The 26,813-nt window shown below is 65.1% G+C and carries 26 protein-coding genes; 17 read left to right on the top strand and 9 right to left on the bottom strand.

The annotated features are described in order from the left end of the window. Positions 1-43 precede the first annotated feature (43 nt). Genes ureE through Q8R75_RS19215 form a run of 6 tightly spaced genes read left to right on the top strand, consistent with a single transcriptional unit; the run spans position 44 to position 5,231 of the window. On the top strand, positions 44-571 hold the full coding sequence (ureE, locus tag Q8R75_RS19240) for an urease accessory protein UreE (RefSeq protein ID WP_305613526.1): 528 nt from the start codon (positions 44-46) through the stop codon (positions 569-571). Then, the gene (locus Q8R75_RS19235; RefSeq protein ID WP_305613525.1) at positions 561-1,271 is read left to right on the top strand and encodes an urease accessory UreF family protein; all 711 of its coding nucleotides are present in this window, start codon (positions 561-563) and stop codon (positions 1,269-1,271) included. The genes ureE and Q8R75_RS19235 overlap by 11 nt, the downstream gene beginning before the upstream one ends. A 59-nt stretch (positions 1,272-1,330) precedes the next feature. Next, positions 1,331-2,041 carry an urease subunit beta gene (locus Q8R75_RS19230; protein ID WP_305613524.1) on the top strand — a complete coding sequence of 237 codons (711 nt, stop codon included), beginning with the start codon at positions 1,331-1,333 and terminating at the stop codon, positions 2,039-2,041. A gap of 42 nt (positions 2,042-2,083) precedes the next feature. Then, positions 2,084-3,796, top strand: a complete 1,713-nt coding sequence (ureC, locus tag Q8R75_RS19225; protein WP_305613523.1) for an urease subunit alpha — start codon at positions 2,084-2,086, stop codon at positions 3,794-3,796. 18 nt (positions 3,797-3,814) lie between these two features. Beyond that, positions 3,815-4,444, top strand: a complete 630-nt coding sequence (gene ureG / locus Q8R75_RS19220; protein ID WP_257081422.1) for an urease accessory protein UreG — start codon at positions 3,815-3,817, stop codon at positions 4,442-4,444. Next, positions 4,437-5,231, top strand: coding sequence for an urease accessory protein UreD (locus Q8R75_RS19215; RefSeq protein WP_305613521.1), 795 nt, complete (start codon positions 4,437-4,439; stop codon positions 5,229-5,231). Before ureG ends, Q8R75_RS19215 begins: the two co-directional genes overlap by 8 nt. Before the next feature lie 76 nt (positions 5,232-5,307). Here the strand turns inward: Q8R75_RS19215 and Q8R75_RS19210 are convergent, their stop codons facing one another. From Q8R75_RS19210 to urtA, 8 genes are all read right to left on the bottom strand, one after another. Then, positions 5,308-6,474 (bottom strand): hypothetical protein, encoded by a 1,167-nt coding sequence (locus Q8R75_RS19210; protein WP_305613520.1) that lies wholly within the window; start codon positions 6,472-6,474, stop codon positions 5,308-5,310. Positions 6,475-6,542: 68 nt separating this feature from the next. After that, positions 6,543-6,872: a zinc ribbon domain-containing protein gene (locus tag Q8R75_RS19205; protein WP_069037911.1), complete on the bottom strand. Its 330-nt coding sequence runs from the start codon at positions 6,870-6,872 to the stop codon at positions 6,543-6,545. A gap of 10 nt (positions 6,873-6,882) precedes the next feature. Continuing rightward, positions 6,883-8,112 (bottom strand): formamidase, encoded by a 1,230-nt coding sequence (gene fmdA / locus Q8R75_RS19200; protein WP_305613519.1) that lies wholly within the window; start codon positions 8,110-8,112, stop codon positions 6,883-6,885. Between the two features lie 38 nt (positions 8,113-8,150). Continuing rightward, positions 8,151-8,840 (bottom strand): urea ABC transporter ATP-binding subunit UrtE, encoded by a 690-nt coding sequence (urtE, locus tag Q8R75_RS19195; protein WP_305613518.1) that lies wholly within the window; start codon positions 8,838-8,840, stop codon positions 8,151-8,153. A gap of 207 nt (positions 8,841-9,047) precedes the next feature. Next, on the bottom strand, positions 9,048-9,791 hold the full coding sequence (gene urtD / locus Q8R75_RS19190) for an urea ABC transporter ATP-binding protein UrtD (protein WP_305613517.1): 744 nt from the start codon (positions 9,789-9,791) through the stop codon (positions 9,048-9,050). A 17-nt stretch (positions 9,792-9,808) separates the two neighbouring features. Then, entirely contained in the window at positions 9,809-11,026 is a 1,218-nt protein-coding gene (gene urtC / locus Q8R75_RS19185; protein ID WP_305613516.1) for an urea ABC transporter permease subunit UrtC, read from the bottom strand. Between the two features lie 49 nt (positions 11,027-11,075). Continuing rightward, the gene (urtB, locus tag Q8R75_RS19180; protein ID WP_305613515.1) at positions 11,076-11,990 is read right to left on the bottom strand and encodes an urea ABC transporter permease subunit UrtB; all 915 of its coding nucleotides are present in this window, start codon (positions 11,988-11,990) and stop codon (positions 11,076-11,078) included. Positions 11,991-12,111: 121 nt separating this feature from the next. Beyond that, positions 12,112-13,386 carry an urea ABC transporter substrate-binding protein gene (gene urtA, locus Q8R75_RS19175; protein WP_305613514.1) on the bottom strand — a complete coding sequence of 425 codons (1,275 nt, stop codon included), beginning with the start codon at positions 13,384-13,386 and terminating at the stop codon, positions 12,112-12,114. Positions 13,387-13,752: 366 nt separating this feature from the next. Between urtA and Q8R75_RS19170 the strand changes: the two genes are divergently transcribed. Genes Q8R75_RS19170 through Q8R75_RS19155 form a run of 4 tightly spaced genes read left to right on the top strand, consistent with a single transcriptional unit; the run spans position 13,753 to position 19,921 of the window. After that, positions 13,753-17,202 (top strand): ATP-binding protein, encoded by a 3,450-nt coding sequence (locus tag Q8R75_RS19170; RefSeq protein ID WP_305613513.1) that lies wholly within the window; start codon positions 13,753-13,755, stop codon positions 17,200-17,202. Next, on the top strand, positions 17,186-18,100 hold the full coding sequence (locus tag Q8R75_RS19165; protein WP_305613512.1) for a DNA-binding response regulator: 915 nt from the start codon (positions 17,186-17,188) through the stop codon (positions 18,098-18,100). The genes Q8R75_RS19170 and Q8R75_RS19165 overlap by 17 nt, the downstream gene beginning before the upstream one ends. Positions 18,101-18,106: 6 nt before the next feature. Further along, positions 18,107-18,673, top strand: a complete 567-nt coding sequence (locus tag Q8R75_RS19160; RefSeq protein WP_305613511.1) for a chlorite dismutase — start codon at positions 18,107-18,109, stop codon at positions 18,671-18,673. Positions 18,674-18,733: 60 nt separating this feature from the next. Beyond that, positions 18,734-19,921 carry an AI-2E family transporter gene (locus tag Q8R75_RS19155; RefSeq protein WP_305613510.1) on the top strand — a complete coding sequence of 396 codons (1,188 nt, stop codon included), beginning with the start codon at positions 18,734-18,736 and terminating at the stop codon, positions 19,919-19,921. A 39-nt stretch (positions 19,922-19,960) separates the two neighbouring features. Here the strand turns inward: Q8R75_RS19155 and Q8R75_RS19150 are convergent, their stop codons facing one another. Further along, positions 19,961-20,488: a hypothetical protein gene (locus tag Q8R75_RS19150; RefSeq protein ID WP_305613509.1), complete on the bottom strand. Its 528-nt coding sequence runs from the start codon at positions 20,486-20,488 to the stop codon at positions 19,961-19,963. 233 nt (positions 20,489-20,721) lie between these two features. On the opposite strand from Q8R75_RS19150, the gene Q8R75_RS19145 reads away from it, so the two are divergent. The 7 genes from Q8R75_RS19145 to Q8R75_RS19115 are packed head-to-tail and all read left to right on the top strand — an operon-like array spanning position 20,722 to position 26,487. Continuing rightward, positions 20,722-21,759, top strand: coding sequence for a hypothetical protein (locus Q8R75_RS19145; protein ID WP_305613508.1), 1,038 nt, complete (start codon positions 20,722-20,724; stop codon positions 21,757-21,759). Beyond that, complete coding sequence (locus tag Q8R75_RS19140) at positions 21,756-22,979, top strand: O-antigen ligase family protein (protein WP_305613507.1); 1,224 nt, start codon at positions 21,756-21,758, stop codon at positions 22,977-22,979. Before Q8R75_RS19145 ends, Q8R75_RS19140 begins: the two co-directional genes overlap by 4 nt. Next, the gene (locus Q8R75_RS19135; RefSeq protein WP_305613506.1) at positions 22,976-24,010 is read left to right on the top strand and encodes a glycosyltransferase family 9 protein; all 1,035 of its coding nucleotides are present in this window, start codon (positions 22,976-22,978) and stop codon (positions 24,008-24,010) included. The genes Q8R75_RS19140 and Q8R75_RS19135 overlap by 4 nt, the downstream gene beginning before the upstream one ends. Then, positions 24,007-25,092, top strand: coding sequence for a glycosyltransferase (locus Q8R75_RS19130; RefSeq protein ID WP_305613505.1), 1,086 nt, complete (start codon positions 24,007-24,009; stop codon positions 25,090-25,092). Before Q8R75_RS19135 ends, Q8R75_RS19130 begins: the two co-directional genes overlap by 4 nt. Before the next feature lie 2 nt (positions 25,093-25,094). After that, a complete protein-coding gene (locus Q8R75_RS19125; protein ID WP_305626087.1) occupies positions 25,095-25,739 on the top strand; it encodes a hypothetical protein in 645 nt (214 codons plus the stop codon). Positions 25,740-25,767: 28 nt separating this feature from the next. Beyond that, the gene (locus Q8R75_RS19120; protein ID WP_305612902.1) at positions 25,768-25,995 is read left to right on the top strand and encodes a hypothetical protein; all 228 of its coding nucleotides are present in this window, start codon (positions 25,768-25,770) and stop codon (positions 25,993-25,995) included. Between the two features lie 18 nt (positions 25,996-26,013). Beyond that, positions 26,014-26,487 carry a hypothetical protein gene (locus Q8R75_RS19115; RefSeq protein WP_305612904.1) on the top strand — a complete coding sequence of 158 codons (474 nt, stop codon included), beginning with the start codon at positions 26,014-26,016 and terminating at the stop codon, positions 26,485-26,487. The last annotated feature ends 326 nt before the right edge of the window (positions 26,488-26,813 follow it).

Genomic DNA, 26,813 nt, shown 5'->3' with positions numbered 1-26,813 from the left:
TTCGAACTGCATTTTTCAACCCGTTTTTCAACCGGACCCGTCCATGCTTCGTGTGACCACCATTCTGGGCTGCGCCGCCGATGCGGCGCTGGCGGACAGGCTGCATGACATCGAACATCGCGGCGGCCTTGAAACGGTGCGCCTGACGCGCAGCGATATGGCGCGCCGCCGACAGCAGCTGCGGACCGACCGTGGCAGCACGGTGGCACTGATGCTGGATCGCGATGCCACGCTGCAGAACGGTTCCGTGCTGTGGCTCGACGACGATCGCGCGGTGGTCGTGCTGCTCGACGAGCCGCAGTGGCTTGTGCTGCAGGCCCGCACTGCCGCGGACGCGCTCGAACTGGGCTATTTCGCCGGCAACATGCACTGGAAGGTGAGGTTCGACGGCGAACGGCTGTGCATTGCACTGGATGGCCCCCGCGACACCTATCTGCAGCGCCTTGCCCACCTGATCCAGCGAGGTTGCGTGAAGGTTCCGGACGAGGCCGGGCCGGGCGCAGGATCCGAACCTGCGCTGCCTGCGGCCCACGGCACCGTGCGTTACATCCCGGTGCCGCATGCACATTGAATCAGGTATCGACCAGCAGCTGGCGATGCTGCAGTTTTCCGACAGCTTCTTTCCCGGCGGTGCCACCGCCTTTTCGTGGGGGCTGGAATCGCTGCGTCTGGACAGGCAGGTCAGCGATGTCGAACAGGTGTTCGGGCTGCTGCAGGCGCAGGTGACCCATCGCTGGGCCGGCCTTGACCGGCCGCTGATGCATCTGGCGCACCAGGCATACACGGAGTGCGGCGACACGCCAGCGTTGCTGGATGTCCTTTGTGATCTCGACCGGCTGTGCGAAGCGATGTCGCTCACGCGCGGCTGGCGCGAAGCCAGTCGCCGACTGGGCTTCACGCAGCTTCGCATGCACGCCGACCTGGGCGTCGCGTGCGCGCAGCGCTATCTGGAGGCTGTGCGCGGTGCACACGCGCCGGGTCACCTGCCGGTGGTGCAAGGGGCACTGTGGGCGGCGTACCGCTTGCCCGCGGGCAGTTGCGATGCCATGGCGGTGGGCGGCCTGTGCACGTCGATCATCGGTGCGGCGCTGCGCATGGGGATGATCGGGCACGTCGATGGCCAGCGCCTGCTGACCCGCATGCGGCCGGTCATCGCTGGCGTGCTGTCGCAGCCACCGCCGGCACGCGAGGATATGAGCAGCGGTACGCCCGCACTCGACATCGCCGCCATGCGCCACGAAGCGCGCAGCGCGCGTCTGTTTGCCAATTGAACCTTGATGACGCCACACACGAGGACTGACCGGATGAATGAATCGCGAAGGAGCACGACATGCTGCTGACCCCGACCGAACTGGAACGCCTGACCATTTTCAACGCGGCGGAGCTGTCGCGACGCCGTCGTGCGCGCGGGCTCAAGCTCAATTGCCCGGAGGCGATCGCCTTCATCGTCGATGAAATTCTCGAAGGTGCGCGCGATGGCCGCACCGTGGCGGAAATGATTGCGTTCGGCTCGCAAATCCTCAATTCCGATGACGTGCTGCCGGGCGTTGCCGCGCTGATGCCGATGATCCAGATCGAAGCGAGCTTTCCCGACGGCACCAAGCTGGTGACCGTGCATGACCCGATACGGCCCGGCCCCGGCGCGCAGATGTCGGCCGGCGGCAGCCGCGCCCGCATACCGGGCGAAATCATTCCGGCCGAAGGCAACATCGAAGTCAATGCAGGCCGCCGCAGCGCGACGCTGAAAGCGCTCAACACCGGCGATCGCCCGATACAGATCGGCAGCCACTTTCACTTCTTCGAGGTGAATCGCGCGCTCGACTTCGACCGTGCGCTGGCATGGGGCATGCACCTCGATATCGCAGCCGGCACCGCGGTGCGCTTTGAGCCCGGCGAATCGAAGGAAGTCACGCTGGTGGCCTTCGGCGGCACGGGCGAGGTGTTCGGCCTGAACCGGCTGACCGAGGGCGCGAGCAACACCGAAACCGGGCTGGCCGATGCGCTCCTGCGCGCGCGCCAGGCGGGCTTCAGGGGAGCGTGACCGAATGAACAAGAACGAACAAGAATCGCCGGGAGGACTGACATGGCATGGCTGACCCGCCGCGACTATGCGGCGATGTACGGACCGACCAAGGGCGACAGGGTGCGTCTGGGCGACACCTCGCTGCTGGCTGAAATCGAACACGACTTCGCCGTGCCCGGCGACGAATGCCTGCACGGCGGCGGCAAGACGTTGCGCGATGGCCTCGGCATGATGGGCGGACTGACGTCGGCGCAGGGCGCACTCGACATGCTGATCAGCAATGTTGTCGTGATCGACGCGGTGGTCGGCATCGTGAAAGGTGACATCGGCATCAAGGACGGGCGCATCGTGGCCATTGGCAAGGCGGGCAACCCGCATGTGATGGATGGCGTGCATCCGCAGTTGCTGGTCGGAAACGCGACGACGGTGCGCGATGGCGAAGGGCTGATCGCCACGGCGGGCGGGCTCGACGTGCATGTGCATTTCGACTCGGCGCAACTGGTCGAGCACGCGCTGGCGTCCGGCATCACGACGATGTTCGGCGGCTCGCTCGGCCCGATCACGGTCGGCATCGACTGCGGTGGCGCGTGGAACGTCGCGCGCATGCTGCAGGCGTCGGAGCAGTGGCCGATGAATTTCGGCTTTCTCGGCCGCGGCAATTCGTCGCGTCCCGAATCGCTGGTCGAACAGATGCAGGCCGGCTGCATCGGCCTGAAGATCCACGAGGACTGGGGTGCCACGCCGGCCACCATCGACACCTGCCTGTCGGTCGCCGACGACATGGATTTCCAGGTGCAGCTGCACACCGACACGCTGAACGAATCGGGCTTTCTCGAAGACACGCTGGCGGCGACCAAGGGCCGCACCATCCACATGTATCACACCGAGGGGGCCGGCGGCGGTCATGCGCCGGACGTGATCAGCGTCGTCGGTCAGGCCAACTGCCTGCCGTCATCGACCAATCCGACCAACCCGTACACGGTGAACACTTTCGACGAACACCTCGACATGATCATGGTGTGCCATCACCTGAACCCGGCCGTGCCGGAGGACGTGGCCTTCGCCGAAAGCCGCATCCGTGCGCAGACCATCGCCGCCGAAGACGTGCTGCACGACATGGGGGCGATATCGATGCTGGGCTCCGACAGCCAGGGCATGGGCCGCATCAACGAAGTCATCTGCCGCACCTGGCAGCTGGCCAGCAAGATGAAGGACCAGTTCGGCCGGCTGCCGGAAGAGCGCACGCGCAGCGCCGACAACGAACGCATCCTGCGCTACATCGCGAAATACACGATCAATGCCGCGCGCTCCTTCGGCGTCGACCAGCACGTCGGTTCGCTGGAGCCGGGCAAGCTGGCCGACATCGTGCTGTGGCGTCCGGCGTTCTTCGGCATCAAGCCGGAAATCGTCGTCAAGGGCGGTTTCATCGCCTATGGCGCGATGGGCGATTCGGCTGCGTCGCTGATGACCTGCGAGCCGCTCATCATGCGTCCGCAGTGGGGCGCCTTCGGCCGCGCACCGCAGGCGCTGTCGGCCAATTTCGTGTGCGCCGCTTCGCTCGGCCGCGACCTCGAAGGGCGGCTTGACCTGCGCAAGACGCTGCTGCCGGTGCACGGCACGCGCACGCTGACCAAGGCCGACATGGTGCGCAACGGCACGCTGCCGAACATCACGGTCAACCCGCAAACCTTCGAGGTCAGCGTCGACAACCACGTGATCGGCTGCGCGCCGGCGACCCACGTGCCGCTGAACCGCCTTTACATGATGAGGTAGCCCCGTATGTCATCGGTCATGCCCCTGCAGTACGCCAGGCCGCGCGGTGCGGCACGTGTCGGTGTCGGTGGCCCGGTCGGATCGGGCAAGACGGCGCTGCTCGAACAGCTCATTCCACGCTTCATTGCGCGCGGCACCGACATCGCCGTCATCACCAACGATCTGGTCACCGCGGAAGACGCCGAACGCATCCGGCGCAGCGGCATCATCGCGCCGGAGCGCGTGCTGGCGGTCGAAACCGGCGCCTGCCCGCACACCGCGATCCGCGAAGACCCGACGCTCAACCTTGCCGCGGCCGATGAACTTGACCGGACCTGGCCGGGCCTGGAACTGATCCTGGTCGAAAGTGGCGGCGACAATCTGGCGTCGTCGTTTTCGCTCGATCTGGTTGATTACTGGCTGTTCGTCATCGACGTGGCCGGCGGCGACGACATTCCGCGCAAGCGTGGCCTGGGCGTACTGCAGTGCGACCTGCTGGTCATCAACAAGACCGACCTGGCGCCATTCGTGCGCGTGGATCTGGCGCGCATGACGCGCGAAGCTGAAGAAGTGCGCGCCGGAAAGCCGACCTTGCTCACCAACTGCGCCAGTGGCGAGGGCGTCGACGCGGTGGTCGATGCCATCGTGCGCGGGGTTCTGTTTGACTGAACGCCACACCTTCGAGCTGGATTTCGGTTCGGCGGAAGGTCGCAGCTTCGTCGCCCGGCAGTACGTTCGTTACCCGGTGCATGTGGGCCGCGCGCTGTACACCGATGCGCTCGACCGCGGTCGCTGCACGGTGTTCCTGCAGTCGGTGTCGGGCGGCTTGTTCGAACACGACACGGTGACCGGGCGCATTGCCGTGGCGCCGGGCGCGCGGGCGTACGTGGCGACGCCTGCATCGACCATCGTGCACACCATGCGCGGCGGCTGCGCGACGCAGACGGTCGACATCGACGCCGGTGACGGCGCGCAGCTTGAATACCTGCCGGCGCCGCAAATCCTTTTCCCGGGCAGTCACCTGCACACCCGCGTCTCGGTCAGGCTGGGTGAGGGCGCCCTCGTACTGGTGTCGGAAACCTTTCTCGCGCACGACCCGACGGCCTGCGGCGTGACGTTCGAGCTGACGGATTCGGCGATCGACATCACCGGCCGTGACGCTCGCCTGCTGGCCCGCGAACGGATGCGCATCCGCGGCGCTGACTGGCTCGGTGCGCAGCCCGGCGTGTCGGGCGACTTCAGCGTGCAGGGCAGCCTATGGATATTGACGCAGACGGCATGCGCCGGCTTTCCGGAGTCGCTGCGCGGGATCTCTGGAGACGGGCTGTACGCCGGGGCCTCGGCGCTGCCGGGCGAGTCCGGGTGGGTGTTCCGTGCGCTCGGTGCCGACGCGATCGTGGTCGGCAAGGCAATGGCCGCAGCGCGTGTCGCCGCACTCGGGGCATGGCATCGGTGAACAAAAAGGGGCACGCCCGAGCGTGCCCCTGAGGCCATTCAGACCCGGTCCGCTGTGCGGCCGGGTCGTGACTGGATCAATACATCAGCTGAACGCCGACGATGAACTTGTCGATCGACTTGGCTGCACCGCCCGGATCCATGTCCGAATACACCGCGGTGATGCGCGCGTTGTGGCCGGCCATCACGTAAGTGACACCGAAGTCCCACTGGTCAGACTTGGAACCCACCTGCGGATCGAATTCCTGATAGCGCGCGTACGGCTGGAACTGGCCGATGCCGAACTTGCCCGGAATCAGGTAGGCGGCCGTCAGCAGGTAGGCTTCACCTTCGGTTGCGCCACCGCAGTTGTTGACGTTGACCAGACCGCAGGCGGCTGCAACGGCCCCGCCGGTGTCAGCCACACCATCGGTGTCGTAGTCGTAGTAGGCGCCTTCCAGCGTCAGTACGCCGCCATTCGACAGCTTGGTTTCCATCAGCGCATCGATGTTCCACGCCGTGTAGTCACCCGAGGCGCCGGCGATGCCGACACCGTTCTTCTGCGTCTGGACAGCCGCGCCGATGGTCAGGACTTCCTTGCCGCCGAAGTAGCTGTTGGTACCGTAGTAGCCCAGTTCCGGATCCCAGAAGCTGTAGGCCAGACGACCGGCGTACAGCAGCTTGTCGGAGTCGTTCGACAGGCCGGCGCCGCGGTTCTTGCCCTGGTAGGCGCCGACTGCGTACAGCAGCTTGCCGCCGAGCACATTGCCCCACAGCAGCGCGCCGTCGTCACGACCGGTGAAGGCGTTCGGGTACTGCGACACCATCGGGTATTCCCACACGTTGGCGAAGTAGGGGCCGGCGAGGTTGGCACGGTCGGTCGGCGGCAGCATGCGGCCGAACCACAGGTTGAGGCCGTCCATCAGTTCGAACTGGGCGACCACATCGAGCAGGCGCATCGATTCGTCCGACTGGCGCTCGAAATTCACCATGCCGCCGATCTGCTTGGTGATCTTGCCGCTGGTGATGATACGGATGGAATCGACCGCAAAATCCTTCGAGCGCGACGAACCGTTCGGCGCGCCGTCATCCGCGCTGGTGAAGGACGTACGCATCCACAGACCAAGCGTGAGGTAGCTGTCGCCCGGTCCGGACACGGTGACGCCGGCGTTTGCGGTGCCGGCAGTGGCCAGAGCGACGGCGAGCGCGCCGAGGCGCGGAAGGGACGACACGCTCCGCAGACGGGTTTTGAGGGTGCTTTTCATGGTGCAGGACTCCCGGTTGTTGAAGTGCAGGTTGAAGGTGGAGGGGGCTGGTTACGAAAACCCGGCAATCAGTGACTGATCATCCAGGGACGTTTGGTGGGGAATGCCTTCGAGCCGTCCTTGCCTACCGCGGTCGTTCGGCTGGGTTTGCTGCTGCAGCACGAACACCCGGGACCGTGCTTGCGGCTGGCAAGCACCGGTTCGTGGCGGCTGCGTTCGTTGGTGGCATGCGCGAAGCGCGTCTCGTGCGGCATGTCGGCGAAGGACGGTGCCGTCACCAGCACCCGCTGCGCGGGCGAACCGCACTCCGGGCACAGGCAGGCGGCGTCGCGCTGGGCGATGCTGCGCAGGGCGGAAAATCCGCCATGCGCCTCGCACTGATAGTCGTAGGTCGGCATGGCGGCGGCCTCAGAGATCCGGCGACAGCGGCATCTGGATGCTGCCGTCGATGAACTTCACCGGGCCGGCCTCGTTCGGCATGATGTCGAAGTCGAAAATGTCGGTCGGCAGCCACAGCGTGGCGCAGGCATTCGGAATATCGACCACGCCGCTGATGTGGCCCTGCACCGGTGCCGTACCGAGAATCGAGTACGCCTGTGCTCCCGAGTAGCCGAACTTCTTCAGATATTCGATGGCGTTCAGGCAGGCCTGGCGATAGGCGACATGCACGTCGAGGTAATGCTGCTTGCCCTGTTCGTCGACCGAAATGCCTTCGAAGATGAGGTAGTCGTCATACTTCGGCGTGATCGGGCTGGGCTTGAAGATCGGGTTTTTGATGGCGTACTTCTTCATGCCGTCCTTGATGATGCTCACCCGCAGATGCAGCCAGCCGGCCATTTCGATGGCGCCGCAGAAGGTGATTTCACCGTCGCCCTGCGAGAAGTGCAGGTCGCCCATCGACAGGCCGCCCCCCTTCACATAGACCGGGAAAAAGATGCGCGAGCCGCGCGACAGATCCTTGATGTCGCAGTTGCCGCCGTGCTCGCGCGGCGGTACGGTACGGGCGGCTTCGGCAGCGGCCTTGTCGCGCGCTTCGCCTTTCAGACGGCCCATGTGGGCGGTCGGTGCGCACGGCGGGCAGCCCAGCGGCGGCACGCGGTCGGGTTCGGTGTTGATGAAGTCGATTTCGCGCGTGTTCCAGTCGGCCAGCAGCTTCGGGTCCGGCAGGCAGCCGATCAGGCCCGGGTGGATCAGGCCGGCATACTTGACGCCCGGCACGTGGCGCGATTCGGTGAACATGCCCTTGATGTCCCAGATCGACTTCTGGGCTTCCGGGAAGTGCTCGGTCAGGAAGCCGCCGCCGTTCTTTTTCGAAAAGAAGCCGTTGAAGCCCCACAGGCTGTCTTCCTTGGCGCCGATGTCCAGGATGTCGACCACCAGCAGGTCGCCCGGCTCGCAGCCTTCGACGCCGATCGGACCGGACAGGAAGTGCACCGTCGTCAGGTCGATGTCGCGCACGTCGTCCGCGCTGTCGTTGTTCTGGATGAAGCCGCCGGTCCAGTCGTAGGTTTCGATCTTGAAGTCGTCACCGGGCTTGACCCAGCAGACGATGGGGATGTCCGGGTGCCAGCGGTTGTGCACCATGTCGTTTTCGTACGGCGACTGCTTCAGGTCTACCTTGATCAAGGTCTCGGCCATGTTGATCTCCTTGGGATGTGTGGGCGGATGGTGGGCACTCAGACGGACAGGAACTGCTTGATGCGCGCGGTATCCGTGTCGGCGCGCGTGCTTTCATGGACAAGGCGTCCGCCTTCGATGACAAACAGGCGGTCGGCCACGTCCATGGCGAAACTCAGGACCTGCTCGGACACGACGATGGTGATTTCGCGCAACTTGCGGATTTCGTTCAGCGCCTTGGCAATGTCCTTGATGATCGAGGGCTGGATGCCTTCGGTTGGTTCGTCGAGCAGCAATACCTTGGGATCGGTGACCAGTGCGCGCGCGATGGCCAGCTGTTGCTGCTGGCCGCCGGACAGGTTGCCGCCCTTGCGGGCGCGCATTTCCCACAGCACCGGGAACAGGGCGTAGATCTCTTCCGGCACCTTCTTGACCTTGGCATTTTCCAGGCCGGTGTGGATGTTCTCCTCCACCGTCAGCGTCGGGAAAATCATGCGGCCCTGCGGCACGTAGGCGATGCCCTTGGCGACGCGCTTGTAGCTTTCGTCCTTCGACACTTCCTTGCCGGCGACTTCGATGTGGCCGCTCTTGATAGGCAGAATGCCGATCAGCGATTTGAACAGCGTGGTCTTGCCCATGCCGTTGCGGCCCATGATGGCGATCGTTTCGTTCTTGTTCGCTTCGAACGAAATGCCGTGCAGGGCCTCGCTCTGGCCGTAGGCGACGTGGAGGTCTTTGACGTTCAGCATGACGGAGTCCTTTGCGTGGGAAGGTTCGATGCAGCGGCCCTCACCCCGGCCCTCTCCCGCTGATGCGGGAGAGGGAGCAGGGCAGCCCGAGCCCGCTTCGGCGCGCCAGAGAGGCAAGCAGCGACGAGGCCTGCCTGTCCCCTCTCCCGCATCAGCGGGAGAGGGTGGCGCGCACGCGCCGGGTGAGGGCAGCTCTGTGCATACATTTCAGTGGCCCAGATACACGTCGATGACCTTGGGATCGTTCTGCACCTTGTCCATCGATCCTTCGGCGAGGATTTTCCCCTGGTGCATGACGGTGACCTTGTGGGCGATGCGCTTGACGAAATCCATGTCGTGCTCGATCACGATCACCGAGCGCCCCTTGCAGATGCGCTGCAGCAACTCGCCGGTCAGTTCGCGCTCGCGCACGCTCATGCCGGCGATCGGCTCGTCAAGCATCAGCAGCTCGGGTTCCTGCATCAGCAACATGCCGATCTCCAGCCACTGCTTCTGGCCGTGGCTGAGCAGACCGGCTTCGATGTCGAGCGAGTCGCCGAGGCTGATTTCGTCTGCCACCGACTGCACGCGTGCCTTCACCTCGTCGGTGCACCGGAAACCCAGCGCACCGAACACGCTGCGGCCGCGCGGGAAGGACACTTCAAGATTCTTGAAGACGGAGAGGTTTTCGTAGATCGACGGCGTCTGGAACTTGCGGCCGATGCCCGAGCGCACGATCTTGTGTTCCGCCATCTTGGTCATTTCGATGTTCTTGAACTTGATGCTGCCGCCGCTGGCGCGCGTCTTGCCGCAGATCAGGTCGAGCAGCGTGGTCTTGCCGGCGCCGTTGGGGCCGATGATCACGCGCAGCTCGCCGCGATCGACATACAGCGTCAGGGCGTCGATGGCCTTGAAACCGTCGAAGGACACGGTGAGGTCTTCCACCGCAAGTACGAAGTCGGTATTGCTCATGTCGGTCTCCGTTCGGATCAGGCGGATGTGCCCTGCACGCCGTCAGGCAGTGCGGTGCGGGCCAGCGGCTTGCCACCGTGCGACGCGCCGCTGTGCAGCGGGATGGCGGGCGGGACGTCGGACGAAGGCGTGCTGTTGGCGCCGGACGCCGGCTTGTCCTTGCGCTTGCCCAGGCGCGGCTTCACGTGGCTCTCGTACAGGCCGGCCAGACCGTTCGGGAAGGCCAGCACGACACCGATGAACAGCGCTGCCATCAGGAACAACCACAGGTCGGGGAAGCTTTCGGAGAAGTAGGTCTTGCCGAAATTGACCAGCAGGGCGCCATACACCGCACCGACCAGTGACATGCGTCCGCCGACGGCGGCGAATATGACCATTTCGATCGACGGCACGATGCCGACCAGCGACGGCGACATGAAGCCGACCTGCAGCACGAACATTGCGCCGCCGATCGCCGACAGCATCGCGGCGAGGCAGAAGGCGAACACCTTGAACATTGATACGTCGTAGCCGGAAAAGCGCACGCGGTCTTCCTTGTCGCGCATGGCCAGCAGCAGCGTTCCGAGCTTGCTCAGCTGGATCCAGCGGCACAGCAGGATGGCGGCGATCAGCAGTCCGGCATTGAGGAAATACAGGATGTACTTGGCTTCGTCGGTGCGCGTGTCCCAGCCGAGGATGGTCTTCAGGTCGGTGATGCCATTGACGCCGCCGGTGTAACCCTGCTGGCCGACGATGAGCACGGTCAGGATCAGACAGACGGCCTGCGTGATGATGGCGAAATACACGCCGCCGACCCGGCGCCGGAACATCGCGAAGCTGATGATGAAGGCGAGCACCGTGGGCACCAGCAGGACCGCCAGCAGCGCCAGCGGCAGGTGGCGGAACGGCTCCCACCACAGCGGCAGCTCGGTGATCTGGTTCCAGTCCATGAAGTCGGGAATGCCCGGCGTGCTCTGGATCTTGGTCGTTTCCGGATCGGACGCCTCCAGCTTCATGAACATGGCCATCATGTAGCCGCCAAGGCCGAAGAACACGCCCTGGCCGAGGCTCAACACGCCGCCATAGCCCCACAGCATGACCAGGCCGACGGCGACAAAGGCGTAGGTGAGATATTTGCCGACCAGGTTCAGTCGGAACAGGTCCATCGTCAGCGGGAACACGACGACGATGATCAGCGCGAGTATCAACACGCTTCCCATTCCGCTACGTGCCAGCCAGCTCTTGATTGAGTCCATTGGGTTCTCCTTGGATCGTGGGTATTCGGGGGTCGGAGCGCAGCCGGACTCAGCGGCGGATCTTCGAAGCAAAGAGACCTTGCGGACGCAGCATCAGGATGGTCACGATCATCATCAGCGTGAGCACCTTGGCCATCGAACCGGTCATGAAGAACTCGGCGATCGATTGCGTCTGGGCGATGCCGAAGGCCGAGGCCACGGTGCCGAGCAGACTGCCTGCGCCGCCGAAGGTCACCACCAGGAAGGCGTCGACGATGTACAGCGAGCCGCTGGTCGGGCCGGTCGAGCCGATCGTCGTGAAGGCCGCTCCGGCGATGCCGGCGATGCCGCAGCCGATGGCGAACGTCAGACGGTCGGTGCGACTGGTATTGATGCCGGTGGCGTTGGCCATCGGGCGGTTGGCCACCGTGGCACGCACACGCAAGCCCCAGCGCGAGCGGTACAGGGCGAGCAGCACGCCGCCGGTGACCAGAGCAGTCAGCGCAAGCACGAACAGACCGTTGATCGGAATGTCCAGGCCTTCGGCCGGTGCCCACGAACCGAGCAACCAGTCGGGCAGCGTCGGGCTCACTTCACGTGCGCCGAAGGTCGAACGGAAAGTCTGCTGCATGGCCAGCGAGAGGCCCCAGGTGGCGAGCAGCGTGTCGAGCGGCCGCTTGTACAGGTGTCGTATCAGCGCCCACTCGATGAACCAGCCGAAGGCGAAGGCGATGCAGAACGCCGCCGCGATGGCAAACGGGAAGTACATCGACGCGAAGCCGGGCAGGAAGGTTTCGGTGAGCGACGAGAACATGTAGATCGTGTAGGCGCCGATGGTCATGAATTCGCCATGCGCCATGTTGATCACGCCCATCTGGCCAAAGATGATGGCCAGCCCCAGGCCCATCAGCAGCAGCACCGAAAACAGGCTCAGGCCTGCGAAACCCTGCATCAGGGTGATGTTCATGATGTCGGTCAGTGACATGGTGATCTCCGGCTAGGGGGTATTCACAAATGAAGGTCGTGGGCCGATGAACGCTTGTGGATACGTCCTGGGCGGGGCCGGAGCCCGTGCGAGGAGACGCACGGACCCCGGACCGTCCGGCTTACTGGTAACCCTTGGGGAAGGGGTTCGGCTCGATCAGTTCGGGCGACTCGGCGACCACCTTGAACTGGCCGTCGAGCTGCGCCTGGCCGATGCGCGCCTTGCTCCACAGGTGATGGTTGTCATGCACCTTCACGTAGCCTTCGGGCGCGGTCTTCAGCTCGATGCCACCCGATGCGGCGGCGATCTTGTCGACGTCGAAACTGCCTGCCTTCTCGACGGTCGCCTTCCAGATCCACGGGCCGAGATAACCGGCCTGGGTCACGTCGCCGATCACCGACTTCGGACCGTAGGCCTTCTTGAATGCCTCGACGAAAGCCTTGTTGTTGGCGTTGTCGAGCGACTGGAAGTACTTCATCGACGAGTAGAAACCCGCGATGTTTTCACCACCGATGCCCAGCACTTCGTCTTCGGTCACCGAGATGGTCAGCAGGAACTGCTTGTCCGCGGTGATGCCGGCTGCCTTCAGCTGCTTGTAGAAGGCGACGTTGGAACCGCCGACCACGGCTGCGAAGATGCAGTCCGGCTTGGCCAGCTTGATCTTGTTGATCAGCGAGTTGAAGTTGGTGTGGCCGAGCGGGTAGTACTCTTCGCCAGCGACCTTGCCCAGCTTGGCAACGGATTCGATGTGCTTGCGCGCGATCTTCATCGAGGTGCGCGGCCAGATGTAGTCGGAGCCGACCAGGAAGAAGGTTTTGGCCTTCTTCTCCTTGGCCGCCCAGTCGAGGCCGTACAGGATCTGCTGCGTGGCTTCCTGGCCGGTGTAGATCACGTTCTTCGACTGTTCCAGTCCTTCGTAGAACGTCGGGTAGTACAGCATGCCGTTCTCTTTTTCGAAGATCGGCAGCACGGCCTTGCGCGAGGCCGACGTCCAGCAGCCGAACACGCATGCGACCTTGTCCTGCACCAGCAGCTTCTTCGACTTCTCGGCGAAGGTCGGCCAGTCGGACGCGCCGTCTTCCTTGATGACGCGGATCTTGCGGCCGAGCACGCCGCCCATCGCATTGATCTGGTCGATCGCCAGCTGTTCGGCCTGGATCGACCCGGTTTCCGAAATGGCCATGGTGCCGGTCGCCGAATGCAGCTGACCCACGACGACCTCGGTATCCGTCACCGCGAGCTTGGTGGTGTTCACCTTCGCCGTCGGGAACTGCGCTGCCTGGGCCAGCGCCATGCCGGGCATCATCATCGCGGGCATCGCGGCCATGCCCATCAGCACCTTGCGGCGCTGTTCGTCGGTAAGCGGCGTCTGGATCGGGTCTTTCTTGTCAGCCATATCTGTTCTCCTGAGCGGGGACGGGTTGGGGAGCTTCAGGCGATCCGGTATTGGTCGTTGATTCACTTTTGTGCGGTGCACCGCAACCGGTCGCTGCGGTCCGAAAAGTAGTTGCCGGGGGTGTGTAGCCGGAATACGTCAATCGACGTATGTGAGTACGTAGCGCAACACTCGGGATGCGCAGGGTTCGGTGCTAAGGTGAAGTCCTGCGCTGACGCACTGCACCACCAAGTGGCTCATGCACTTTTCTGGTGCGCTTTCGGCGGCGTGGAGGGAAGCTGTACCTTGTTCTCCGGGCGGGTGCTCACGCACCCTGCCCGGAGCGTTTCTTGCATGCGTCGGGCAGACCTCCAGCCGCCCGATCCGATGTCAGAAGCCACCCAGCAGATTTTCAAGATCCGCCGCGACTACAACACTTGGGTCGCAACCGAAACGCTCGAGGACTACGCGCTGCGCTACACGCCGCGCAGCTTCCGGAAGTGGTCGGAATGGCGGGTCGCCAACACGGCCTTCGGTGCCGTGTCCTTTCTCGCGCTGGAAGCCATCGGCGGCGCGATCGCGCTCAATTACGGCTTCACCAACGCACTGTGGGCCATCCTGTTCGTCGGCCTGATCACCTTCCTGACCGGCCTGCCCATCAGCTACTGCGCCGCCAAGTACGGCGTCGACATGGACCTGCTGACGCGCGGCGCCGGCTTCGGCTATCTGGGCTCGACCATCACTTCGCTGGTCTATGCCAGCTTCACCTTCATCTTCTTCGCCATCGAAGCGGCGATCATGGCACTGGCCATCGAGCTGTACTTCGGCATTCCGCTCGTATGGGCCTATCTGCTGTGTGCCATCGTGGTGATTCCGCTGGTGATCCACGGCGTGACACTGATCAGCCGCATCCAGCTGTGGACGCAGCCGGTATGGCTGGTGCTGCTGGTGCTGCCCTACCTCGCGGTGTGGCTGCAGGCACCCGAAATGTTCAGCGACTTCACCAGCATGAGTGGCCGTTCGTCGGGCAACAGTGACTTCGACTGGCTGATGTTCGGTGCCGCCTCCACCGTGGCCATTTCGCTGGTGGTGCAGATCGGCGAACAGGTCGATTACCTGCGCTTCCTGCCGGAGAAAAACCGGGAGAACCGCTACCGCTGGTGGGCGGCAGTGCTGATAGCCGGTCCGGGCTGGATCGTGCCTGGCATGGTCAAGATGCTGGGCGGCGCCTTTCTCGCCTTTCTCGCGCTGCAGGCCATGGTGCCGGTTGATCGCGCGGTGGAGCCGACGCAGATGTACCTGGCCGGCTTTGGCTACGTGTTCGATTCGCCGGCCGTCGTGCTGGCAGTGACCGTTTTTTTCGTCATCGTGTCGCAGCTCAAGATCAACGTCACCAACGCCTACGCCGGGTCGCTCGCCTGGTCGAATTTTTTCGCCCGGCTGACGCACAGCCACCCTGGCCGCGTGGTGTGGCTGGTATTCAATGTGGTGATCGCGCTGCTGCTGATGCTGCTCGGCGTGTTCGAGGCGCTGGAGCACGTGCTCGGCCTGTACGCCAACCTCGCGATTGCATGGGTCGGTGCACTGGTGGCCGACCTGGTGGTGAACAAGCCGCTCGGCCTGTCGCCGTCGCATCTCGAATTCAAGCGTGCCCACCTGTATGAAATCAATCCGGTCGGGCTGGGGTCCATGGCGATCGCCACCGTCGTGTCCGTACTGGCCTACACCGGCTGGATGGGGGATGCGGCGCAGGCATTTTCGCCGGTCATTTCGCTTGCCACCGCCTTCGTCATCGCGCCGCTGATTGCCTGGGGCACGCGCGGCCGCTACTACATCGCGCGCCGCAGCACGATGCAGTGGCGTCCGGGTCAGACCGTTACCTGCCACGTCTGCGAGAACAGCTTCGAGTCGGAAGACATGGCCTACTGCCCGGCCTATGGGCAGCCGATCTGCTCGCTGTGCTGCACGCTTGAATCGCGCTGCCACGACCGCTGCAAGACCGATGCGAGCGCTGCTGCCCAACTGCATGCCGTGCTCAACGCCATCCTGCCGATGCGCCTGGCGCGTCGGGTCAATTTCCGGGTCGGCCACTTCCTGGTTGTGTTCCTGTCGCTGACCTCGCTGCTGGCGGTCATCTTCGGCGTCGTGTACTACCAGGAAGCGGTGGTCGCCGATCTGTATGCGGCGACGCGTGAATCGCTGCTGCTGAGCTTGCTCAAGACCTTCGCACTGCTGGTGCTGCTGTGCGCGGTGTGCGCCTGGTGGATCGTGCTCGGCTCTGAAAGCAGGCGTCTGGCGCAGGACGAGTCGAACCGGCAGAACCAGTTGTTGATGCGCGAGGTGGAGGCCCACCGCAAGACGGACCTCGCGCTGCAGAAGGCGAAGGATTCCGCCGAATCCGCCAACCTCGCCAAGACGCGTTACGTGACCGGCATCAGCCACGAACTTCGCACGCCGCTGAACAGCATTCTCGGCTACGCACAGATCCTGCTGCGCGAGCTGGGGCAGGGCTCGCTGACACAGGGCGGCGCGGCGAAAGGTGCGCCAGCAACGGGCGCGCTGACCCAGGTCGACACCCAGCGGCGAGCGCTCGGCACCATCCTGCGCAGCGGCGAACACCTGCTGGGGCTGATCGATGGCCTGCTCGATCTGGCGCGAATCGAGGCGGGCAAGCTGCGGCTCGACCCGTCACCGATGCCGATGCGCGAACTGCTCGATGACCTGGCCAAGATGTTCGAGCCGCAGGCGGTGCGCAAGGGGCTGCGCTTTCGTATCGAAACCACCGGCCGCATGCCCGACTACGTGCGGGTGGACGTGAAGCGGCTACGCCAGGTGCTGATCAACCTGCTGGCCAATGCGGTGAAGTTCACGTCGCGCGGCGAAGTGGTGCTGCGCATCGACTACCGCATGGAAGTGGCGCGCTTCGAAGTGGCCGACACCGGGCCGGGCATCGCTCCGGAAGACCATGCACGCATCTTTGTGCCGTTCGAACGCAGCAGTTCGGGCCGTGGCCTGGCCGAGCCCGGGGCCGGCCTTGGCCTGACCATCAGCCGCATGCTCACCTCGCTGATGGGCGGCGAACTGACGCTGGAAAGCGAACCGGGCCGAGGCAGCACGTTCCGGCTGCGCCTCTACCTGCCGGAATACCTGTCGGTGCCGACCAAGGTCAGACCGACGCGCCAGGTCATCGGTTACGACGGCGAGCGCCGGCGCGTGCTGCTGATCGACGACGACGCCACGCAGCGCCACATGCTGGCGGCCATGCTGTTGCCGCTGGGTTTCGGCATCGACGAGGCGGCGAGCGGTCGTGAAGGGCTCGAACGGGTCGCGTTGCAGCGCCCCGACGTGGTGCTGCTCGACATCAACATGGACGGCATGGATGGCTGGGAAACCGCGCGCCACCTGCAGCACACGCCCGGGGCGCCGATCCCGGTCATCATGGTGTCGGCCAACGTGTTCGACAACCGCAGCGAGCTGCTGCGCAATGCGGGCTGCGCCGGCTTTGTGCCCAAGCCGGTGATGGAATCGGAGCTGCTGGAACAACTGCGCGACGCACTCGATCTGACGTGGCACGTGGATGAACCGGATTCGCGGAATGTTGCATCCCGCAACGACGCAGGCGATGTACCCTTGCGGGCGCTGGACGAAGAGGAACGCTCGGCGCTGCTCAGGCTGTCGCGTCTCGGCCACGTGAACGGTATCGCGACACTGCTCGATGCCATCGCGGAACGGTCGGATGAGGCGCGCGCAGACTGCGGCAGGCTGCGCAAGCTCATTGATGGTTTTGACTTGATCCGTTTCACCGAATTGCTGCAACGTGATGCCCATGTCCAATGATTCCCCGTTCCATCAGCCGGTTGTGCTGGTGGTGGACGACGCGCCGGATTCGCTCGGCTTCCTGTGCGAGGCGCTGTCCCAGGCCGGCTACCTCGTGCTGATCGCCAATGACGGCGAGTCGGCGCTGGCCCGGCTCGAACTGGTCGTGCCCGACGCCATCCTTCTGGATGCAGTCATGCCCGGCCTGTCCGGTTTCGAAACCTGCCGCCTGATCCGCGAAGAGCCCGGCCTGTCGCACGTGCCGGTCATTTTCATGACCGGCCTGTCGGGCACGGCGGAAGTGGTCGAAGGTTTCACCGCCGGCGGCACCGACTACGTGGTCAAGCCGCTGCGCGTCGAGGAAGTGCTGGCACGGCTGTCGGCCCACGTACGCAATGCACGTGCCGTGCGCATCGCCCGGCAGGCGGTGGACGTGGCCGGGCTGGGCGTGCTGGTGATCGACGCGCTCGGCCGCATCGCCTGGCGCTCGCCGCGCGCCGCGGACAGCCTGGCCCGGTTCGGCATCGACGCGTCCGATACGCCGCCCGGCGAGTCGCTGGCCCAGCTGGCAGGCATGGCGGACGAACCGGGCACCGACGCGAAGCTGATCGGCGAAAGCGGCGAAAACTCGCTCTATGCACGCAGTCTCGGCGCCGTCGGGCTGGGCGAGCACATGCTGCTGCTGGACGTGCGCCGGCGCGGTGAGTCGAGCACCCGGATCGCAGGCGCCCAGCTGACGCCGCGCGAGGCGGAGGTGCTGTCCTGGCTCGCCAAGGGCAAGACCAACCGTGATATCGGCGACATTCTCGGCATGAGCCCGCGTACCGTGAACAAGCACCTCGAGCACGTGTACGAAAAGCTCGGGGTCGAAACGCGTGCGGCCGCAGCGGCGCTCGCGATGCGGGCCGAAAGCGACTGAGTGGACATGGCCCCGACGACAACCCCGCGTCTGTATACGTTTGCGGCCGGCGATGCCGGCCCGTGGCATATCACCGGTGTGCGCACTGTGATCGGCGAGGGACTGGCGACTGCACCGCGGCTCGACATCGTCGCCGGTGTGGGTGACGCCGCCGGGGTGTGGGCGCTGCGCGGCATCGCCAGCAACGAACGCTACGTCACCCGGCCTGAAAAGCAGCAGCTGCTGGCACTGCAGCCGCCGCTGGCCCGCGCCGAGGCGCGCAGCGCCATACTGATCCCGATCCGCAAGTCGGCCGCCTGGTGGGCGCTGACGCAGGACGAACGGCGCGACATCCTGGAAGAGCAGTCGCACCACGTGGCGCTGGGCATGCGCGCGCTGCCTGCGGTGGCGCGCAAGCTGCACCACTGCCGCGACCTGTCGGAAACCGAACCGTTCGACTTCCTGACCTGGTTCGAATTCGCGCCGCACGATGGTGCCGTGTTCGACGAACTCTCCGCGGCCCTGCGCGCCTCGCCCGAGTGGGCCTACGTCGAGCGCGAGGTCGAGGTAAGGCTGGCGTTCGATCCGCGCTGACGGCCCCTGCAGGGCGAGTGGGACCCGGGTATTCGAGGGTGGCTCGGGTAGTATCCGTGGATGAATCCGCTTACCGTGCCGCCCGCCGAAAACGTCTTGCATTCCGGCGTCGAATCCGCCTCCCCGGCGGACGACTTGCCACCGCCTGCCCGGTCGGAGCCGGAATCGCTGCCGGAGATCGTGCAGGCGGTCGCTGCGGTGCCGCGTCTGCGCAACGGATCGCGGGCGCTGATCGGGCTGTTCTGGCTGGCCGCGCTGGGTGCGGTGTATTTCGCCCGCGCCCTGCTGATGCCCATCGTGCTGGCCGTACTGTTCGCCCTGCTGCTGGCGCCGTTGGTCACCCTGCTGAAGAAGTGGCGCATCCACGAATCGATTGCCGCCGGTGTGGTGGTCGTGATGATGGTCGGTGGCGTCGGGGCAGGGCTGTACTTCCTGACCAATCCGGCGCTCGACTGGCTGGAACGCTCGCCGCGCGCGCTGCGCGAGGTTGAAGTGAAGCTGCTTAAACTGCAGCGGCCGGTGGAAGAGGTACGCGAAGCGACGGAACGTCTGGAGGCCATGACGTCCAGCAACGACAACGCCAAGGTGAAGTCGGTCGTGCTGAAGGAACCGGGCCTGGGCTCGGTGCTGTTCACCGGAACGCAGTACTTCCTGATCGGCGCCGCCTCGACCGTGGTGCTGCTTTACTTCCTGCTGGCGTCGGGCGATGGCTTCCTGCGCAAGGTGGTGCGGCTGATGCCGACCCTGCGCGACAAGATCCGCGCCATCGGCGTGGCGCGCCAGATACAGCAGGACATCGGCCGCTACTTCCTGACCCTGAGCACCATCAACGCCGGACTGGGTGTCGCGACGGCCGCCGCCATGTATCTGCTGGGCATGCCCAATCCGGCGCTCTGGGGCGTCATGGCCGGTCTGCTGAATTTCATCCCCTATCTCGGGCCGACGCTGTGCCTGCTGGCGCTTTCGCTCGCCGCGCTGATCAATTTCGACAGCGTGGCCGAAGCGTGGCTGATTCCGGCCAGCTTCCTCGCCATCACCGTCATCGAAGGCCAGTTCATCCAGCCGATGTTCGCTGGACGCATGCTGTCGCTCAATCCGGTCGCCGTGTTCATCAGCTTCCTGTTCTGGGGCTGGCTGTGGGGCATCGCCGGCATGCTGATCGCCGTACCGATGCTCATCATCATCAAGGTCGTGTGTTCGCACGTCGAACACTGGGAGCCGATCGGCACCTTTCTCGACCGGTCATGACCGCGGGCCGGATGTCTTGCGGCGCCGCTGCCCGGCGGCTCAGGGCGCCGCGTCGGTGAAGCTGTAACCGGCGCACAGCGCGTCCTTGTTGCCCCACGTGGTGCCGGCACTGACCCGTGCCTCGGCCTCGGCGCAAGTCATCCAGTCGGGGCGCACGCCGAGCAGGTGGTCCATGCGCGCCCAGAACAGGTCGTAGATCGCGCTGCCCTTGACCGGACCGCCGATGCGCGGCGAGGTCTGGGTGGTCGGCGTCATGCCGAAGGACGACACCGTCGTGCTGCGCTTGTACGTGATCAGCGTCAGCCTGGCGGTCGTGACGCCATTGGCTTCGCTGACCGTCAAGGTCCACGTGTCGTCGCCGACGATGCGCACCATCTGCGAGAAAAACACCCAGTCGCGCTCGGCCACCAGGCTGCCGTTACCCGGCTTGATCCGGAAGTCGTCGCCGTCGGCCAGTCGCCACAGCCGGGTGGCGGCGGCCAGCACGTCCTGCGCGCTGCGGCCCGGATAGTCGCGTGTGAGCACCTGTTCGAGTTCGGCTTCGCTCATCGGCGGGCGCGGGGTCATGCATCCGGTCAGGAGGGCCGTACAGAGCAGCAATGCGGCCAGTGAGCGATATGGCTTCATGGGTTCAGGGTTCTGTCAGAGGGTGGATGCTTGTGTCCGGCCATCCGGGAGCACTGCAGTCAGATTCAGGCCTTCCGCGAATGATGCCGCAATCGCACATGCGCGCAGCCGGAAGCGCGCAGCGCGCCTTCGGGGTAGCATCGCGACTTTCCGAAATATCGTCCCACGCCGGCATGTCAGATCACCGAACGGTTGCCGTCTACTTTGTCGCCTCCCCACTGCAGTACCTCGCGGCACAGCGCATCGCACGCGATATCGAGCCCGGCGCCCGCCAGGTGCTGGTCTGGTACAAGCCGGGCCTGAAGCCGGTGGTCGATACGTCGCAATGGGATGCCTGTACCTATATGCCCTGGCCGCGCTGGGAGCCGCTGCCCGGCTGGTTCGGGCGGCACCGCCGGCTGCGTGCGAACATCGATCTGGTGGCCGGGCTGGTCGGGCGATGCGATACCTTGCTGCTGCACAGTGCGGTGTTCGACACCGAAGCGATCAATTACTTTCTGAATGCGTTGCCGGACCGTGCCGGCGCGCGCACGATGCACGCGCGGATACTGCCCGACGGGTTGATCAGCATCCGCCGCTATCCGCTGTCGCTGCCCAAGCGGCTGATGCAGCGTGCCCGCCTGCTGCGCCGCCTGATTGCGCCCGAGTTGCGCTACCGCTGTTTCGACGGCGACCGCATCGGTTCGGATGCCGCTTTCTGTGACCGCATCTATGTATTGCCCGGTCTGCTGCATGCGTACCCGGCGGACAAGGTGTGCGTGCTGCCGCCGCTGGTCAGCGGGGCACCTGTCCACGGCGGCGACCCTGCCGCATCGCCGCGCGCACTGGTGGTCGGCCAGCCGCTGGTCGGCGCCGGTCTGCTGCCGGCGCCCGCACTGGCGCCGCTGACCCAGCGTATCCGCGACTGGCTGGCCGGGCAGGGCATTGCGCAGATCGACTACAAGGCGCACCCGAAAGACCCCGGCCACGAACTGCGCCATCCCGACTACCGACTGATCGAGCCCGACTGCGCGCTGGAAATGCATATGGCGCGCACCCGCTACGATGCCGTGGTGGGCGTACGCTCGAGCGCGCTGCTGTTCGCGCGCCAGATCTATCCGCCGGCAGTGCAGGTGATTGCCTTCGGCTGGGCTGATGCGCTGTTCAAGAGCGAGCAGGAAAAGACCGACATGAAGCGCGCCTTCGAACAGTGCGGAGTGAGCTTCGCATGAACGTTACCGGTTTTCGCGATCGCATTCCGGTGATCAATTCATGGCTGCTGGCAGGGGTGTTCTTCTCCATACCGCTGACCGTCGCACCGGCCTACTGGCTCAGCGCGCTGATATTGATCCTCTGGTTGCTGGAAGGTCGATACGCTGCCAAGTTGCGTGTGCTCGCGGCGGAACCGCTGGTGTGGGTATGCGCCGCCTACTACGCGGTATTTGCACTGTCGCTGCTATGGACGGAAGACCTCGAATGGGGGGTCGGCATGTTGTCGAGGCAGAACTTCTTCCTTTTGTTCGCTCTGTACTTCAGCGTGGCAAGGCGTGAGCATTTCGACCGCTATCTCAGTGCCTTCCTGCTGTCGATCGCCTTGTGCCAGGTCCTGGCCTACTACAACTGGGTACAGATCAATTTCTTGCCTGAGCTGCCGGAAGGCATAAGGGTCGACAAGAACCCTGAAGATACCGCGCCCTTCGTCGATCGCATCATGTACGCGCCGGTGCTTGCCCTGGCCGGTTATGTAGCGGGCTACCGGCTGCTGTTTCAGGCGCGCTCGCCGCGCCAGCGTCTGCTGTATGCCGTGTTGCTTGCCACGACTTCGATAAACCTCGTGTTTTCAGGTGGGCGTGCGGGCCTCGTCGGATTCCTCGTGCTGGTTGCGCTCCTGATCGTCCAGCGCTTTGCCAGGCGACCACTTGTCGCAGCTGCGCTTGCCGCCTCCATGGTGAGCGGCGTGCTGCTCGCCGGCTACTTCGGAAACAGCTATTTCCAGGGCCGTTTCGACGATGCTGTCGATCAAGTCATGCATTACGAAGACCGCCCGAATTCATCGGTCGGCCTGCGGATCGTCTTCGCCATCAACGCTACGCGAATCTTCATTCAGAACCCCGTTCTTGGCGTGGGTCTCGGCGACTATCCGACGGAGTACGACAAGACAAATGCGCTTCATACCCCGGAGTGGAAAACCGCGTGGAATCCACATAACCACTATCTGTATGTGTTGACGGCAACCGGTGTGCTCGGCGGTTCGATACTCCTCATGCTTCTGCTGCTGCCACTGCTGCGGCACAACCCGCCCGACGGGCGGCAGTTCATCAGAGCGGCTCCTCCGGTACTGATCATGACGATCAGTCTGTTCGAGTCCTATTTGATGCGCTCCAACATAAGCCTGATGTTTGCCGTGTTCCTTGCCGTCCTGTGGTGCGGAATCAGGGAACCCGAAGCTTGAAACGCATCCTCATCGTGCGCACCTCGGCCATCGGCGACGTGGTGTTCGCCTCACCGCTGGCAGCGGCGATCAAGCGCACCCATCCCGATGCCTTCGTCGCCTGGCTGGTCGAGCCGGGCATCGATGCGCTGATTGCACACGACCCGGATATCGACGCGCGCATCTTGTGGCCGAAGGCAGAGTGGACGCAGTTGTGGCGCGCCGGCCGGCGCCTCGAGTTGTGGCGCCGCGTGCGCGCCTTGCGTGCCGAACTGCGCCGTCATCATTTCGATACCGTGCTCGATCTTCAGGGGCTGCTCAAAAGCGGCTTCCTCACCTGGCTGTCGGGCGCGCCCACCCGCATCGGTCTGGGGTCACGCGAGGGCAGCCAGTGGCTGATGACCCGCGTGGTGCCGCGCGGTGGCGACGTCACCCGCATTTCGTCCGAATACCTGCACCTGGCGGAGCAGCTCGGACTCGACACCGGCGATTTCATGCCGGCGCTGCATGTGGCGCCCGAAGCCGACGCGCGCGCGCAGGCGCTACTGGCGGAATACGGCCTGGTACCGGGTGGTTACGCCGTGTTCGCCGCCTTCACGACGCGGCCACAGAAGCACTGGTTCGAAGACGCCTGGCAGGCGCTGGCCGCAAAGCTGCTCGCGCAGACCGGGCTCACGCCGGTGCTGCTGGGTGGCCCGGGCGACGCGCAGGCGGCGGCCAGCATTGCAGCCGGCGCGCCCGGCCTGATCAATCTGGTCGGGCGGACGAAATTGCCTGAGGCGGCGGCACTGGTGCGCAGCGCCGGTCTGCTGGTCGGCGTCGATACCGGCCTCACGCACATGGGCATCGCGTTTTCGGTGCCTACCGTGGCGATTTTCGGTTCCACCTGCCCGTACACGCAGACCGGTCGTGCCAACGCCCGCGTCATCTGGCTGGGCATGAACTGTTCGCCGTGCCGGCGCCGGCCGACCTGCGGCGGCGCCTGGACCTGTCTGCGCGACATCACGCCGGAGCGGGTGATGGAAGAAGTTGCCCGGGTACGCGCCGCATGAAGGTGCTGCACGTTGAAGCCGGCAAGCACTTCTACGGCGGCGCTCGTCAGGTTGCCTACATCGTCGAGGGGCTGGCGCAGCGCGGCGTGACCAATGTGCTCGCCTGCCCGCCCGGTGCGGGCATTGCTGCCGCGTGCGCCGGTCATGCGCAGGTGGTCGAGATGAAGATGGGCGGCGATGCCGACGCCGGCATGGCGCTGCGGCTGGTCGCGCTGATCCGCGCAGCGCGGCCGGACATCGTGCATCTGCACAGCCGGCGCGGTGCCGACCTGTGGGGCGGCGTCGCGGCGCGATTCACCGGCACGCGCTGCGTGCTGTCGCGCCGCGTGGACAACCCGGAAGCGCGCTGGCTGGTTGCGTTGAAGTACCGGCTGTTCGACCACGTCATCACCATTTCCGAAGGTATCCGGCAGGTACTGCTGTCGGAAGGACTGGCCGCCGGCCGGGTCAGCTGCGTGCGCAGCGCGGTCGACCCGACGCCCTATCTCGTTGCGGTCGACGCGGCCGCCTTCCGGTGCGAATTCGAGCTGCCGCCCGACTCGCGCGTGATCGGCGTCGTGGCGCAGATGATTCCGCGCAAGGGTCACCGCTATGTGATTGATGCGGTCGATGCGCTGCGCTCGGCCTGCCCGGATGTGCGGGTGCTGTTTTTCGGTCAGGGACCGCTGCGCGAAGCGCTCGCAGCCGAGGTCGAGGCGCGCGGCCTGAGCGGGGTCATCCGCTTCGCCGGTTTCCGCAGCGATCTGCCTCGCTGGCTCGGGGGTCTGGACATCCTCGCCCATCCGGCCGACATGGAAGGACTGGGCGTATCGCTGCTGCAGGCTTCGGCCGCTGCGGTACCCATCGTCACCTGTCGTGCCGGTGGTCTGCCCGAAGCGGTGGCCGACGGTGTCAGCGGTCTGCTGATTGATCCGGGCGATGTGGCGGCACTCACCGCTACTCTACGCCGGCTGCTGGACGACGCACCGCTGCGCCGCCGCCTCGGAGCAGCCGGCCGGGCGCGCATACTGTCCGACTTTTCGGTCGATGCGATGGTGGAGGGCAATCTTGCAATCTATCGTCGCCTGCTTGAACAGGAATGAACATGGTTTCCGCTGATCGTCGCATCGTCCTGGCCATTGCGCTGTTTACCGTGCTGCTGGCGTTGTTCCCGCTGCTGCTGAGCGAGGAGGCCTTCGTCTGGGTGTTTTCGGAGGCAGGGCCGTTCGAGCGGCTGTCCGAACCCGCGTGGATCGTCACCGCGCTGATCGTGATCTTCCGCATCCGCCCGCTCGGTCCGCGTGCCTGGGCCTTCGCGCTGCTGTGCCTCGCGTTCGCTGCGCGCGAGGCGGACTGGCACAAGGCCTTCACCGGCGAAAGCTTTCTTAAGAACAGCTTCTATCGCGACGCCGCGCGGCCGATCGAGGACAAGCTGATCTGCGGCGCCATCGCCCTCGTGCTGATCGGGCTGTTGCTGTACGCCGGGTTCATCATTGCGCGCTTCCTGTTCCTGCGCGGTGGCTGGCGTTCCCGCTCGGGTGGCTGGCTGCTCGCCGGCACCGCGCTGGTGGTCATCGGCAAGGTGCTCGATCGTCTGCCGGCGACCCTGTCGGTCGATTACGGCATCGAGCTCGGACCGATGGTCAAGCTGTACGCCACGGCGTTCGAGGAAGGCATGGAAATGATCCATCCGATGATTCTCGGCTGGTCGGTGTGGATCAGTCAGTTCGAGCGGCGCTACCTGTCCTAATCGAGGCCACGGAGTGGACGGTTCCCCCATGGCGCCTTGCACCGGCAGGTCGCGCCTTCCCGACAGTGTCCAGACCGGCACGCACGACCACCTTGCAGCGCTGATCGCGCGCCGCGCGCGCGGCGAATTCCGCAAGCCGGTCGCCGCCTTCAGTGTTGCGGCGTTCGCCAGTTTTTCGCGCACCTGCGATCCGGCCCGTGCGCTGATCGTCGACAGTTGCTGCGGTGGCGGCGAAAGCACGCGACATCTGGCGTAGCGTTTTGCCGACCACTTCGTGCTCGGCGTTGACCAGTCGTCCGAACGCTTGTCGCGTGCCCCTGCGCTGCCCGGCAACGCGATGCTTCTGCGTGCCGACATGACCGACATCTGGCTGCTGCTGCAACGCCACGCCTGCCGCCCGGCGCGTCAGTACATGCTGTATCCGAACCCGTGGCCGAAGATCGGCCAGCTGGCGCGACGCTGGCCGGCGCATCCGGTTTTTCCGGTTGTGCTGGAGTTGGGCGGCATCATCGAGTGCCGCAGCAACTGGCGCATCTACGTCGAAGAGTTCGCGCTGGCCGCGCGCCTGATCGCGGGCCTCGAAGCGGGGGTCGAGAACTTCACGACCGGCGCGCCGATGACGCCGTTCGAGCGCAAATACCTGGCGAGCGGACACGCGTTGTACCGCTGCGTGCTGAATGCCGGCGCTGCTTCATGTGCGGGCGGCGGACGTGCAATGCCGCCGGACCGGTCGCCCGGGCCACAATGACGCGACGGTGATCTGTTGGGCATCGCTGCGCTCACCCCAACCTACCCCCCAAACGCGGACAACCCGTAGGTTGGGGTGAGCGCAGCGATGCCCAACAGGCAACGCGATGTCGTTTCCGGCCGCGCCCCGCGGCTCGAGGTAGGTTGGGGTGAGCGCAGCGATGCCCAACAGGCAACGCGATGTCGTTTCCGGCCGCGCCCCGCGGCTTGAGGTAGGTTGGGGTGAGCGCAGCGATGCCCAACAGGCAACGCGATGTCGTTTCCGGCCGCGCCCCGCGGCTCGTAGTAGGTTGGGGTGAGCGCAGCGATGCCCAACAGGCAACGCGA

This window comes from Methyloversatilis sp., assembly GCF_030696805.1.
Lineage (GTDB): Bacteria > Pseudomonadota > Gammaproteobacteria > Burkholderiales > Rhodocyclaceae > Methyloversatilis.
The sequence above is the reverse complement of the archived record's forward strand: the minus strand, read 5'-3'. Positions and strand labels throughout refer to the sequence as shown.